This window comes from Aquipluma nitroreducens (assembly GCF_009689585.1).
Taxonomy (GTDB): domain Bacteria; phylum Bacteroidota; class Bacteroidia; order Bacteroidales; family Prolixibacteraceae; genus Aquipluma; species Aquipluma nitroreducens.
Window position 1 is genome coordinate 2,616,130 of the sequence record NZ_AP018694.1, and the last position, 13,613, is coordinate 2,629,742.

A 13,613-nucleotide genomic window follows, 5' to 3' on the forward strand; every position below is an offset into this window, starting at 1 on the left:
TCATAGTCATTTGTTGTTGAAAGCGGCGATTAATGACGCGAAGTAAATGACCACAAATGACTAAAAATCCCTATTCTTCGAATCCAAAATAATCGTTACCGGTCCGTCGTTCACCAGGTAGACTTGCATATCGGCGCCGAAAATACCGGTTCCAACTTTTTTATTGCCAAGTACTTTTTTGAAAGCATCGATCAGTTGTTCGTAAAGCGGAATCGCTGTTTCGGGTCGTGCTGCCCGAATGTACGATGGCCGGTTACCTTTTTTGGTTGAGGCGTGCAGGGTAAACTGGCTAACCACGATAATTTTTCCACCAATTTCCTGAACATCAAGGTTCATTACACCTTCCGCATCGTTGAAAATCCGAAGCTGGCAGGTTTTTTTAACCAAATATTCAATATCTTCTGTAGTATCAGCTTCTTCAATTCCGGCCAAAATCAATAGTCCGGTTTCAATTTCAGAAACAACAAATTCTTCTACTTCTACCGAAGCCGAGCTTACCCGTTGAATGACCAATCTCATAAACTTACATTTTCAAGCAAACTTATAAAAAACAAATGGGACGATTAAACTTTGACCGGTATATCTTGTTTAAGTTTACATTTCAACAATTAAACAAAATCGATTAATTTCAAGCAAGATATGAGAAAGTGGATTTTTATAAGTCTCCTGATTTTGGGTTGTGAAGCTAGCCTGTTGGCTCAGCAGGCGGTGCTGAAGGGACGTGTGATAGAGGCTGTGAGTAATGACCCGATGCCTTTTGTGAATGTAATTGTTTCGGGAACTTCGGTTGGAGCAGTTACCGACGACGGTGGTAATTTTCAGATCAATGGCCTGAAGCCCGGATTTGTGCGTGTTCAGGCTTCGTTTATTGGTTATCATTCTGCACTTTCGTCGGAGATTGAAATCAGCAATGCCAAAGCGGCCTTTGTCGAAATCAGGATGGAGAAGCGGGATGCCGAAATCGAAGAAGTGACCGTAAGTGTTTCGCCATTTCGTAAAACCGAAGAAAGCCCGGTTTCGCTAAAGACTATTGGTATTGCCGAAATTGAAAAAAGTCCGGGAGCCAATCGTGATATTTCCAAGGTCATTCAGTCTTATGCAGGGGTTTTATCGTCTCCATCTTTCCGAAACGACATTATTATTCGTGGTGGAGGTCCATCGGAAAGCCGGTTTTACCTCGATGGCGTTGAGGTTCCAAACATCAACCATTTTGCTACGCAGGGCGCTTCCGGAGGGGCTGTTGGTATCCTGAATGCCGACCTGATTCGCGAAGTGAATTATTATTCCGGAGCATTTCCATCTGACCGGGGAAATGCGCTGAGCGGTGTTTTCGAGTTCGCGCAGGTTGATGGAAATGCCGACAAAATGAAATTCAAGGGAAGCTTGGGAGCTTCGGAAGTTTCAGCTACGGTTGACGGACCTTTGAGCGATAAAACAACTTTTATTGTTTCGGCACGGCGGTCCTACTTGAAGTTCCTTTTCACAGCGCTTAAACTGCCATTTTTGCCAACATTTAACGACATGCAGTTCAAGGTCAAAACTAGATTTGATGCTAAAAATGAGCTCACTTTTATCGGATTGGGCGCCATTGATCAAAATGAATTGAATCTGGATATTAAAAATCCTGACGATCAGCAAAAGTATATTTTGAGCCAGTTGCCAACTAATAATCAGTGGAGTTACACGCTGGGCGCGGTTTACAAGCACTTCAGGGAGAAGAGCTACCAAACAATGGTTGTTAGTCGAAGCCAGTTGAGCAACACAGCAACCAAATATTTCGATAACGACGAAACTTCGCCGAACAACAAAATATTGGATTACACTTCACAGGAAGCGGAAAACAAAATCAGGTTCGAAAACAACATGCGGATGGATGGTTTTAAGGCGAACATTGGTGCAAATATCGATTTTGTGCGGTATAGCAATGCCACTCTGCAAAAACGTTTTTACGACGGAAATATCCAGAACGTGAATTATGACACGAAGCTGAACCTGATGAAATATGGACTTTTCGGGCAGATCAGTCATGAGTTTTTAGCTGAGCGGTTGACTCTTTCTGCAGGGTTCCGAATGGATGCCAACAACTATTCATCCGGAATGAATAACCCGCTGAAACAGTTTTCTCCACGGGCTTCTGCTTCGTACCAACTCTCTCCTGAATGGAGCCTGAATTTGAATTCGGGACGATATTTTCAGTTACCGGCCTACACTACTTTGGGGTATCAACAGAACAACCAGTTTGTGAATAAAGATAACCTGAAATATATTTCTGTCGATCATTTCATTGGTGGACTGGAATTTAAACCGGCAACTGCAATGCAGTTTTCGCTCGAAGGATTCCTGAAAAATTACCGTGATTATCCGTTTTCGGTTAACGACCAAATTTCGCTCGCCAACAAAGGTGCCGATTATGGTGTGATTGGCGACGAGGAAGTGACTTCTACTTCAAAGGGAAGAGCCTTTGGAGCCGAGTTTCAGGCACGAATCAGTTCAGCGAAAGGATATAACCTGAACTTGTCGTATACGCTGGTGCGCAGTGAGTTCCAGGATGGTACTGGAAAATATATTGTTTCGGCATGGGACAGCAAACAAATTTTAAGTCTCACCGGAAGCGCTGCACTCAAAAAAGGGTGGCAAGTCGGAACACGTTTCCGGTTTGTGGGTGGATTGCCATACACACCCTACGATCTGAATCGTTCATCGCTCATTTCGGCATGGAACCTGACTGGTGGCCCATATCTGGATTATTCACAGTTGAATACCAAACGGTTCGGGGTATTTCATCAGTTGGATGTTCGGGTCGACAAAGCTTATTACCTGAAAAATATGACCTTGAAGTTTTACCTCGATATTCAAAACCTGTATAATTTTCAGGCACAATCCACCGATATTGTTGTGCGCGAAACCGATGCCAACGGAAATTTCCTGACTACCGATAATGGCACCCGATATGCGCTGCGAAGCGTCAAAAATCCATCGGGAACAGTACTCCCAACGATTGGGGTGCAAGTTGAATTTTAACTGGACGTGAATACATAGACACATAGAACACATAGTTTTTTAGTCTAATTCGTTTTTTCTATGTGACCTATGTGTCTATTGTGGTTCAAAAACTATATTATTGCTCTTATGATCACACTCTGCATTAATCAAACCAGCACCGATCCGTATTTTAACCTGGCGGCCGAAGAGTATTTCCTGAAGAACTTTGAGGAAGATTTTTTTATGCTTTGGCGCAGCCGTCCTTCGGTGGTGGTTGGAAAGCACCAGAATGCATTGGCCGAAATCAACCACGAATTTGTGCGAACTCATCAGATTCCAGTTGCACGACGGCTTTCGGGTGGTGGAACCGTTTTTCACGATCCGGGGAACGTAAATTTTACCTTTATCCGGAATGTGAAAGATATTTCGGAAGTAAACTTCAAAGTATTTACTGTTCCGGTAATTGAAGCTCTGAAAAAACTAGGAATTGAGGCTTACACAACCGGAAGAAATGATTTGCTGATTGATGGCAAAAAAATCTCTGGAAATGCCGAGCATGTTCACCGAAACCGTGTTCTGCACCACGGAACTTTGTTGTTCGACAGTCATTTGGAAGCCCTGAAAGGTGCGCTGAAAGTAGATTTATCGAAGTACGAAGATAAAGCGGTACAATCGAATCGCAGCGAAGTTACCAACATTGCTGATTACCTTCCAAATCCGATTTCGGTTGAGGAATTTACTGATTTTCTTTTCGGAAAAATCAGCAAAAACTATACGGAATTTCAGGTTTATGAGCCGACTCTGGAAGATATAGAAGCCATCCAAAAGCTCAGTATAGAAAAATACCAAACCTGGGACTGGATTTTTGGTTACTCGCCACGCTATTGTTTCACTAACTCGATGAATACAGCAAATGGAGCGATTTCTGTTAGTTTGCTGGTTGAAAAAGGTTATCTAGCTGAAGCTTCGTTTTCGGGCGCTATTTCGGCTGAAATCAGCCAAAAAATTGCAGAAGTGTTGGCTGGTTGTCGGCACGATTATGAGGCTGTGAAAGCAGCGCTATTGGGTTTGGAAGACGAATTTCAGCAAAACGGATTGTCGTTTGATGAGTTAATGAATGGAATGTTCTAGAAATATTATCAAAGGATGAGAATAATAACATGGAACTGCAATATGGCATTCAGAAAAAAGGCTGACTTTATTCTGACCTACAAACCAGATATCTTAATTGTTCCTGAATGTGAGCATCCAGACAAATTGAAATTCAATCCCGATATTCCTGAAGCAAAAGATATTTTATGGTTTGGAACTAATCAGAACAAAGGACTTGGCATTTTTTCATACAGTAATTTTCGTTTTAAATTACTTGACAATCACAATCCAGAATTAAAAATGATCATTCCAATTGGGATAACCGGTGGCAATTATGATTTTACGCTTTATGCAATCTGGGCAAATAATCCGAAAGACCCTGATGGCAGCTATATTGAACAAGTTTGGAAAGCGGTTCTTTTTTATGACCAATATTTGAACAACAAGAAAACGATGTTGGTTGGCGACTTCAATAGCAATACAATTTGGGATAGAACTCACAGAGTTGGGAATCATTCTACTGTCGTAAAGCGGTTAGAAGAAAAGGAAATTTATAGTTCGTACCACTTATTTCATAATCAGATACAAGGGAAAGAACAACATCCTACCCTTTTCATGTATCGTCATAAGGACAAGCCTTACCATATCGATTATTGCTTTGCGTCTAAAGACCTAATAGATAAACTTAAATCGGTGGAAGTCGGTGAATATGATTTTTCCTGACTTGTGACATTTAGTGCGGTAGCAGATTCCATTTGGTAATAAGGTTTGCAAGTTGGCTATTCATGATTTCCTTTGTGGGGGATCGGAAGACAAATGTTTGTTTGGTCAATCGGTCTTGAATATGGGTTTCTGTTATGTTCCAGACAAGGAACCGGATTTCCCTCAATGATAATTTGGTGATTATTTCCAGGTATTTTTCTGCTATCAGAGCGACAAAACAAATCAGTACGTGAGCCTTGATCGCTTCTTGTTTTTGATGGTATATTGGGCGGGTTTGCAAATCAAACTTACTCATGCGGAACGATTGTTCAATGTGCCAGAGCTGGTGGTAACGGTCTATGACCATTTGGTTGGACAGTTGTTGTTCGGGCAAGTTGGTGCAATACCCCTTAATTCCAAGCAACAGCCTCCTTTTTTCTATCAATGTCGTGTTGAGTTCTATTTTTTCTTTAGTAACCTTCCTGACAAATTGAGCCTTCACTTTCAGTGACTGCTTTGCCACCAGCTCTTCGGCTTTTTGAACAAGCTTGTTTAGCTCGTTCAATTCCTTTTTATACCGTTTGAGTGAAAAATCGCACACCAAATAACCGTATCGCGATGGAAAGCGGGCTATGGCACCGTGTTTCCCGTTCAATGTTGCATGGATTTGTTTTACCAATCCAAGTTCCGCATTGGCCAGCCGTGCACCAACAATGTACGATAGTTTCTTTTCCCTGAGTTCGGCAAGCCTTTCTTCATCCAGCATTGCGGCATCGGCTACAATAATTGGCCGTGTCTGCGGGTGGGCTGAGGTAAACGTTTCCACAACCGGGAGCATTGTCTTTCCTTCGAATGTGTTGCCTGCAAAAACCTGATACGACAGTGGAAACCCTGTTTGTGTTACCAGCAGCCCGATGACAATTTGGGGTTGCTGTGACTTGTTGTCCTTTGAGAACCCTTGTATTTTAAACTCATCGGCCTTAAACGACTCGAAATACAATGTGGTAACATCGTACAGCACAAAATAGAAAGGTTCATTGAACTTCTGTTGTGCCACCCTGTAAGCACATTGCTCAATATCTGCCTTGTATGCTGACAACTTTGGAATATTGCGGTAAATCCGTTGAGAATATTTAATGCCGAAGTAATATCCCAGCAGTTCAACAGAGCGGAGTTTTGAAGCAGGCTCGATAAGGCGCATAATGGCCAGATCAAGCAACAGGCGGGGAAGATGGGATAAACCGCATTCATCGAAACAGCCCATGAAGAACCGAAAAGCAAAGTGGTGCGTCACCCCAATGCATTCGCCCCTGTCTACAACTAAAAGTTTTTGTTTTTGGGCAGGGAACAACGATAACTGGGCGGTTTGTTCATCGATCCATTCCAATGCCCTTTGCCTCAAAACAGCCTCTTCTATCTGGTCTTTGGCGCTACCAATATGTTTGCCTACAATCGATCTGTGACCAACATACCTGACAACCTGAACCGCAACAGATCCCGACTTAGTTTTGACTTTTCGTACTGAATACATACCGCAAAATTAGGCGTTAGTGCGGTGAAATCAATAAATATTAATTGCTAAATTGTTAATAATGTGGAATTTAAAAATTGATCTCTGTGGAAAAATCAAAAGTGTCACAAGTCAGGACCTAATAGATAAACTTAAATCGGTGGAAGTCGGTGAATATGATTTTTGGATTAAGCACAGCGACCATGTTCCGTTAATTGTAAATTTTGATCTGAATTAAATTCTCAATTTCAGATCTTATCAATCAACACTGCACATTTCAAGGTCTCATTTCCATTAAGGATGCTGAAACAAGTTCAGCATGACGCTAATTCCTATGATTTCGCAATGGAGTTTTTAAACAACAACCTCAGCATTGAGGGGTAAACAATCAGTAAAAGTGGCAAAGCAATCACAAATCCACCAATGACCGCAATGGCGAGCGGTTGGTGCAATTGTGCTCCGGTTCCGATTCCTAAAGCGATGGGCGATAATGCAATAATCGCCCCTATTGCAGTCATTAATTTCGGACGCAAGCGGGTTGAAATGGCATAAACCACAGCCTCATCAGGAGTATTGGTTTCCAATGTCTGGTGGAATTGCAGAAAAGTAAAAATGGCATTCTCTCCAATAATTCCGATAATCATGATGATTCCGGTGTAGCTACCTACATTCAGTGGAGTGTTGGTAATGAAAAGCGCAATCATGCTTCCCGAAATTCCCAAAATGGAAATCGCAATGATGAGAAGAGCCACCTTAATATCTTTAAACATGAAAATCATTACGGTAAACACGAGCAGAACCGCCGAAAGCAGGATGATCAGCAGTTCGCTGAACGATTGTTGCTGTTCCTGGTAAGCGCCACCATAACTGATGTGGTAGCCTTGGGGTAAATTTACTTTCGATTTAATTTCTTGCTGTAATTCTGTCATTACACTGCCCAAATCCCGATTATTCAAACGCGCAGTAACCGGGATCATACTTTGCAGGTTCTCCCGTTCAATTTCAGCGCTTCCAGGTTCAGGTGTAATTTTGGCCAGTTTAACAAGCGGTTGCAGTTTACCGTTGGGTAGGAAAATAGTCCCGTTTTTCATCCGGTCGATAGTCGTATTTATGGCATCGGGATAAATCATCCGGATGGCCGTTTGCTGCTCCTTCTCGAAGATATTGCCAATCACACTTCCTTCCAATTGTGTCTGTAACTGAGCTTGAAAATCGGCAGGAGTAATACCAAATTGTGCCAGTTTCTGGTTGTTGGGTTCAATATTTATTGATGGTCCCGCAATGGTAATTCCGTCGAAAACATCGGCTGTACCTTTTACATTTTCAGTAATTTCGGCAACTTTTCGTGCCAGGTCCTGCAAAACATTCACGTTGTCTCCGTATATCTTGATTTCGATAGGTTGAGTCGAGGCCATCAGGTCGCCCAGCATATCGCCGATAACCTGGCCGAAGTCGATTTGCAGAGCGGGCTGGGTCGATTCTACTTTTTTCCTGATTTCATCAATTACTTCTTCAGTGCTGCGCTTGCGGTCTTTCCTGAGTTGAATCAGGTAATCGCCATAGTTGGGCTCGGTAATGAAAAAGCCCATTTGCGTTCCGGTTCTGCGGGAGTAAGTTTCAATTTCAGGAACAGAAGGGAAGAGTTTTTCTACCTGACGAAGCATTCGGTCGGTTTCCTGAAGCGATGTTCCGGGCGGCGAGGTATAATCCAGGACAATACTTCCTTCGTCCATTTCAGGAAGGAAGCCGGTTTCCAAACGACTGGAGATATAGTAAACTGAAGCGATGAGCGCCAGAACAAATGCGAAACTAATAACCGGACGGAGTATGAAAAAGGAAATCCATTTGCCACTTTTTCGTTCGTGAATCGCGATTTCAGTGTCAACCGATTTTCGTTTTCCGGAGAGCAAAAGGTAAATAACGGGTAAGCCAATCCAGGTAACCAAAAACGAACAGATGAGAGTAATCATCATGGTATTGGCCAGTATCTTAAAATAGGCGCCAGCTACACCGCTCAGCAAAATGAAAGGGAAAAAAATCACAATAGTGCTGATAGACGACCCGATCATGGCCGGTAGCAAATAATTAACCGATTTGGAAAGAAGCTCTTTGGTTGGAGTTTCCGGATGTTCTTCGTGAGTCCGGTGAATCTGTTCGACAACAACAATGGCATCGTCAATAATTAATCCGATGGAAGCTGCAATAGCTCCCAAAGTCATGATGTTGAAGTTGTATCCGAGTACATACAGAGTTAATATAGTCAACGAAATGGTCAGTGGAATGGTGATCAGGATCACTGCGCTGGACTTGGCCGATCTAAGAAAAATGACACAAACCACAATGGCCAGCAATAGGCCGATCCACAAACTGTCGCTTACACTTCGGATACTTTCATTGACAAAGTCGGCTTGAACGTAGTATGATGAAATATTAACCCCACGTGGCAAAACAGTTTTATTTAGTTCCGCAATCCTTTTTTCTACCCCAGTGGTAATATCAATCAAGTTGGCATTGGGCTGTTTCACCACGGCAATTAGTAACGCATTTTCGCCGTTGGCATTTACGCGCACATATTCTGTTTGCTCAGCAATTACCATATTGGCGATATCCTGAAGGTGCAATACCCTTTTCCCATTATTGCTGATGACCAGGTTTTGTAACTCTTCCAGATTTTTGACATTGGCATCAGTAACGGTGAGGTACATCCGGTTATAATCGTTCAGGTAACCATTGCTGCTGATGAAGTTTGACTCGCTGAGCGCAGTAGTAATCATTGCCGGAGTGACACTCAACGCACTCATCTTTTGTGGCTGCAATTCTACATGAAATTCTTTTGTTTTTCCGCCTATAACACGGATTTCGGATACACCGGGAACCTGCGACAAATAGGGCTTGACTGTATAATTAGCTATCTGGTTGATTTCTATTCTACTTCTACCCTTGCCCTTGATGACATAACCAATGACTGGTAAAATGGATGGGTTCATCTTTTCGACGGAGATATTGGTTCCAGGTGGCAATTCGTCTTTAATTTGATTGATGGACGATTCGACCTGCTGCTTGCACAAATCAATGTCTTCTTTCCAACCCATAAAAGCTGAAATTTCGCAACTTCCACGGCTGGTAATACTCCTGATATTTTTCAAACCCGGAACCCGTTTGATTGCATTTTCGAGTGGTTTGGTAACGGTAATCATCATCTTTCCAACGGGCTGCAACCCATTGTCGGCAATGACTTTGATTTTTGGGAAAGTCACTTCAGGAAAAAGCGACGATTGCATTTTGGTGTACGAAAAGATTCCGGCAGCCAAAATGATAAACAAGACAACCGCGACCGGATTTTTATGGGATACAAAAAAATTCTTCATGGTTTATGGTTGAATGATATTTACCAATGCCGTGTCGGGCAATCCGTAATTTCCGGTATTAATCAGGCGGTCGAGCTTATCAAATTTTGGCGAGAGAATCTGAACTTCAGTATCGGTTACAATCCCTGTTTTTACGGGTACTTTAATGGCAGTTGAGTCATTGATTAGTTTCATGACCCAGAATTTATCCATAGTTTCATCAGTAAGAACACATTTTTTATCGGTGATCTGCGTGTTGGCTTCGGTGCTTTCATTAAGCTGAACAAAAGCGGTCAAATTCTCAGGTATTTGGGCATTGGTGTGCGGTTTTACTACAAAACTCTGAGTTTGCGAAACGGCGTCGATTGCTGATAGTTTAGAAGTAATTGTTCCCTGAATATGGGTGGAGTCGGGCAAAAGAATCTCGCAATTTGTACCGATTGAGGCAAGTTTGTTTTGCTCGAAGGGCACATTCAATAAAAAAACCAGACTGCTTTGTTCGGCAATCACACAAAGCTGGTCGCCATCGGCCACGTAATCGTTGGCTTGTTTGTTAACTTCAGTAATAATTCCGGAAGTCGGTGCTTTAATGGTCAGTTCACCATTGAAAGCAAATTCAGGATTGGTTTTGCTGAAGTTGCTCAGAGCTTCGGCTTCCTTGGTTTTTACTGAATATAATGGGCTCCCTGCCTTTACGTATTCGCCAATGTTGCACGATATTTTGGTGATATAACCTGTTGCAGCCGATTTCACTGTATTTTTTTTCAGGTATGAAGATGTGGCCGTCAGGTTGATGACTTTGCTGATGGTCCCGGTTGAAACTGATGTTACTGTAACCGGAGTAGTTACTTTGATAGACTCTTCTTCTGAAGGCTTACTCTTGTTGGTGCAACTGAAAATTGCAAGAAGAATAATCATGTTGGAGAGAAAAAGTATCTTTTTCATTTGAGGTAATTCATTTGATTAATGATTTGCAGTCGGTTCATTTCCGAAACGGTCAGGCTATTTTTTGTTTGTGTGTAGTTATTCACTGTGTTGAGAAAGTCAGGAAAACGCACCAGCCCTTTTTCAATTTCTATTTTATAAAGTTCAATCAGTTTTTCCTGTTCAGCTATTTGGCTCCGAATGCTCAGAATTAACTCATCGGTCAGTTTTAATTGCTCGGTTAGTTGATTGATTTGCTGCTTGTATTGCGAAGTGTAAAAGGTTTGGTAATCTAACCTTGAATTTTCGGCCAGCGAAGTTTTTTCGTACTGAAGTTTTCGCTGTTTCCCATCATAAATTGGCATGGTGAAATTCAAACCAAAGCTGGTACCGAAGTTATGTGGAATATTTTGAGGCAAAACGGCCATAAAACCCGCGTCGGCAAAGGCGCTGAGTTGTGGACGATAATTCAGGTCGATTAGCTGTTTGCTGTTTACATTTTTCAAACTGTCAATCTTAAATTTCAGCATAGCCGGCGAATTGTTGATGTTGAACTGGTTACGAATCGTGAGTTCCGGCTTGTTCAGAACTACCGTTGTGGTATCGCTAATTCCGCAAATAAAATTAAGAATGGCAAGACTGTTCCGGTATTGGATAAATGCCTGCCGGATCGCGATTTTTTGAGCAGATAGCGAAACCGACAAGTTCATCAAATCCGTCTGAGCATATATTCCCTGATCGGCTAAAGATTTCAATAAGGACTGTTCGTTTTTCAGCAGATTCAGAGTGCTTTGATTAAATTGAATCTGAGCGAAATCAGAGTAAGCTGTCAGAAATTGAGAAGTAATGCCTTGTTTCAAGTCGGTTTCAGTAATCCGGACATCTGCATCTATTGACTGATTCGACAAGGTAATCTCTCGAAATTGATTCGTCTTTATTTTTTGATTGAAAAGCGGTTGTACCACATTTAGTACTGCCGAATAGTTGGCTCCGTTGGTTATGGCTTCATCGTACCCAATATTTTTGCCAGTTGGCGCATACATTGCCTGCGAAACCTGGTTAACCTGTGGCTTGTAGCTGGCCTGGGTGAGCAAACTGTCTAATTTTCCGGAGAGAAGCTGGTTCCTGAAATCTTTTAGCAACGGACTATTCTGAAGTCCTTTTTGAATGTAAAAATCGAGCGATTGTGCTTGAACAAAAATTCCGGTGACTAGAAAAAGTACAAGTATTATTAGGTTCTTTTTCTGCATAATCAATACTTCAGTGAATTTAAGTATGAAGGTAAAAACTTTATCGATAGGTTACTTTAAATCCTAACTTTAGGTAGGGGATTTAGAGGATGCTTTTATTTCATCGGAGCCACATCCAAAACCATAAACGTTCCTGGTTTCATTGGCGGGCGACGTTCGCCAGCTTTGGATTCTCCAAATTCGGCGGTTGACAAATACAAATGATGGGTTGTTTTATCGATGGTAATCGTGCGGGCGCCTCTTTGAGAGGTTACTGTTTCAAGAACTTTGAAACTGTCCTTATTTTCTTCCTGAACAACTGTAATTGTACCATCACCGCCATTTGAGCTAAATGCACGTTTCAAAGTGGGGTCGAAAGCCACGCCATCGCAGCCGTCACCAATCGGGAGTGTGGTGATTACTTTTCCGGCTTCGGCATCCGAAACAACCATTAGTTTATTTCCGCAGACGCTGAAAAGACGGTGCGTTTCGTTGTCCAATGCCAATCCGCTGGGTTCTTCGCCCGGAGCAATCGACCAGCTTTTTTCAACCTTCAGCGTTTTGGGATTGATGACACTGATTTCGCTTTTATCCTCTATGTTTACGTAGATGATTCCTTTGCCGTCGGTTTGCGGAAATTCGGGTTTACCATCGAGTTGAATGGTCCCAATTTCCTTGCTTTGTGCGGGGTCAATTACTGAGGCATTGGAACTTCCACCATTGAAAGTATAAACCTTTTGAGAAAAAGGATCAAATAAAATGGCATCCGGATTTTTACCTGACACTTGAATTTTTTCGATGACTTCCAAGGTTTTTAAATCGAAAACAGTTACTGAATTGTCGCGGCCATTGCTGGTAAAACCTTTATTTAAGCTTAGTGCAACAGCTATTCCATGAATTCCATTGGTATCTGGAATTTTGCCAATTTGTTTACCTGTTTTCAAGTCAACAACAAGCGCCATTGACGCATGAGAAACATACATACGACCGGCCGTTTCGTCAACCGAGAGATAATCCCAGCCTCCATCGCCTTCGAGATGTATTTGGTTAACTACTTTGTACCCCGATTGAGCACTGACAAGGTTACCACTAACGAGCAGAACTACAATGCAGATGATGGATAGTAAGTTTTTCATTTTCTTGATTTTTAGCTATTTATAGACTTACAAATTACCAATTGGTTTATTCTGTTTTTTTCGATTTCGGTGATTCAACCACTTTTGTGCTTTATAACAAAGAAATGCTGATCCGGCACCAACTACAGCACCTGCCAGCACGTCGCTCGGGTAATGAACGCCGAGGTGCATCCGGGAATATCCGACCAATGCGGCATAAGTATAGCAAGGCGCAATCACATACCATTTGGGAAACGCCAGGCTCAACGAGGTGGCCGTTGAAAAGACGTCAGAAGTGTGACCTGAAGGGAATGAGGAACTTCCCCCGGCGCTCAGTTTTTGAATGTCGGGATAAGTTTCGAATGGCCTGGCTCGGTTAACGGCATGTTTCAGGGCGGTAGCAAATACGGTTGTTACCAGAAATGACTCACCAATCATAAGTCCCTTTTGTCTTAATTCCTGATCTTTTTTAATCAATCCAGTTCCAAAAATCAGGATTGGAGCACCAATGCTGATGGGAGAAACACTGGTAGAAATTGTTTTAAAAGTGCCATCCAAATGCACATTCCGGTGTTCATTGATTTGTCGTAAAATCCGTATATCCAGGTTTTGCGAGTAGGTAGTGGCCGAAAGCAGTAGTAGCAAAAACAGAAGTATTTGTTTCATTTATTCGATGATTTTCATCGAAAGTAGTACTCAATTTTGTAGAGAT

10 protein-coding genes are annotated in these 13,613 nt (G+C 42.2%); 3 read left to right on the forward strand and 7 right to left on the reverse strand.

The window, feature by feature from the left end; genetic code table 11:
- Positions 1 to 60: 60 nt before the first annotated feature.
- Positions 61 to 519, reverse strand: coding sequence for a D-aminoacyl-tRNA deacylase (dtd, locus tag AQPE_RS10980; protein ID WP_318351104.1), 459 nt, complete (start codon positions 517 to 519; stop codon positions 61 to 63).
- Positions 520 to 639: 120 nt separating this feature from the next.
- Here dtd and AQPE_RS10985 point away from each other — a divergent pair, with 120 nt between their 5' ends.
- The 3 genes from AQPE_RS10985 to AQPE_RS10995 all read left to right on the forward strand — a co-directional run bounded on the left by AQPE_RS10985 (position 640) and on the right by AQPE_RS10995 (position 4,797).
- Entirely contained in the window at positions 640 to 3,021 is a 2,382-nt protein-coding gene (locus tag AQPE_RS10985) for a TonB-dependent receptor (protein WP_318351105.1), read from the forward strand.
- Positions 3,022 to 3,129: 108 nt separating this feature from the next.
- Positions 3,130 to 4,113: a lipoate--protein ligase gene (locus AQPE_RS10990; protein ID WP_318351106.1), complete on the forward strand. Its 984-nt coding sequence runs from the start codon at positions 3,130 to 3,132 to the stop codon at positions 4,111 to 4,113.
- A gap of 15 nt (positions 4,114 to 4,128) precedes the next feature.
- Positions 4,129 to 4,797 (forward strand): endonuclease/exonuclease/phosphatase family protein, encoded by a 669-nt coding sequence (locus AQPE_RS10995; RefSeq protein WP_318351107.1) that lies wholly within the window; start codon positions 4,129 to 4,131, stop codon positions 4,795 to 4,797.
- 10 nt (positions 4,798 to 4,807) lie between these two features.
- On the opposite strand, the gene AQPE_RS11000 is transcribed toward AQPE_RS10995, so the two are convergent.
- The 6 genes from AQPE_RS11000 to AQPE_RS11025 all read right to left on the reverse strand — a co-directional run bounded on the left by AQPE_RS11000 (position 4,808) and on the right by AQPE_RS11025 (position 13,567).
- Positions 4,808 to 6,307 (reverse strand): IS1634 family transposase, encoded by a 1,500-nt coding sequence (locus AQPE_RS11000; protein ID WP_318347493.1) that lies wholly within the window; start codon positions 6,305 to 6,307, stop codon positions 4,808 to 4,810.
- Positions 6,308 to 6,618: 311 nt separating this feature from the next.
- Positions 6,619 to 9,654: an efflux RND transporter permease subunit gene (locus tag AQPE_RS11005; RefSeq protein ID WP_318351108.1), complete on the reverse strand. Its 3,036-nt coding sequence runs from the start codon at positions 9,652 to 9,654 to the stop codon at positions 6,619 to 6,621.
- Between the two features lie 3 nt (positions 9,655 to 9,657).
- Positions 9,658 to 10,578, reverse strand: a complete 921-nt coding sequence (locus tag AQPE_RS11010) for an efflux RND transporter periplasmic adaptor subunit (protein WP_318351109.1) — start codon at positions 10,576 to 10,578, stop codon at positions 9,658 to 9,660.
- Positions 10,575 to 11,807 carry a TolC family protein gene (locus tag AQPE_RS11015; RefSeq protein ID WP_318351110.1) on the reverse strand — a complete coding sequence of 411 codons (1,233 nt, stop codon included), beginning with the start codon at positions 11,805 to 11,807 and terminating at the stop codon, positions 10,575 to 10,577. Before AQPE_RS11015 ends, AQPE_RS11010 begins: the two co-directional genes overlap by 4 nt.
- A 95-nt stretch (positions 11,808 to 11,902) precedes the next feature.
- A complete protein-coding gene (locus tag AQPE_RS11020) occupies positions 11,903 to 12,922 on the reverse strand; it encodes a YncE family protein (RefSeq protein WP_318351111.1) in 1,020 nt (339 codons plus the stop codon).
- Positions 12,923 to 12,949: 27 nt separating this feature from the next.
- Positions 12,950 to 13,567 carry a phosphatase PAP2 family protein gene (locus tag AQPE_RS11025; RefSeq protein WP_318351112.1) on the reverse strand — a complete coding sequence of 206 codons (618 nt, stop codon included), beginning with the start codon at positions 13,565 to 13,567 and terminating at the stop codon, positions 12,950 to 12,952.
- Positions 13,568 to 13,613 lie beyond the last annotated feature (46 nt).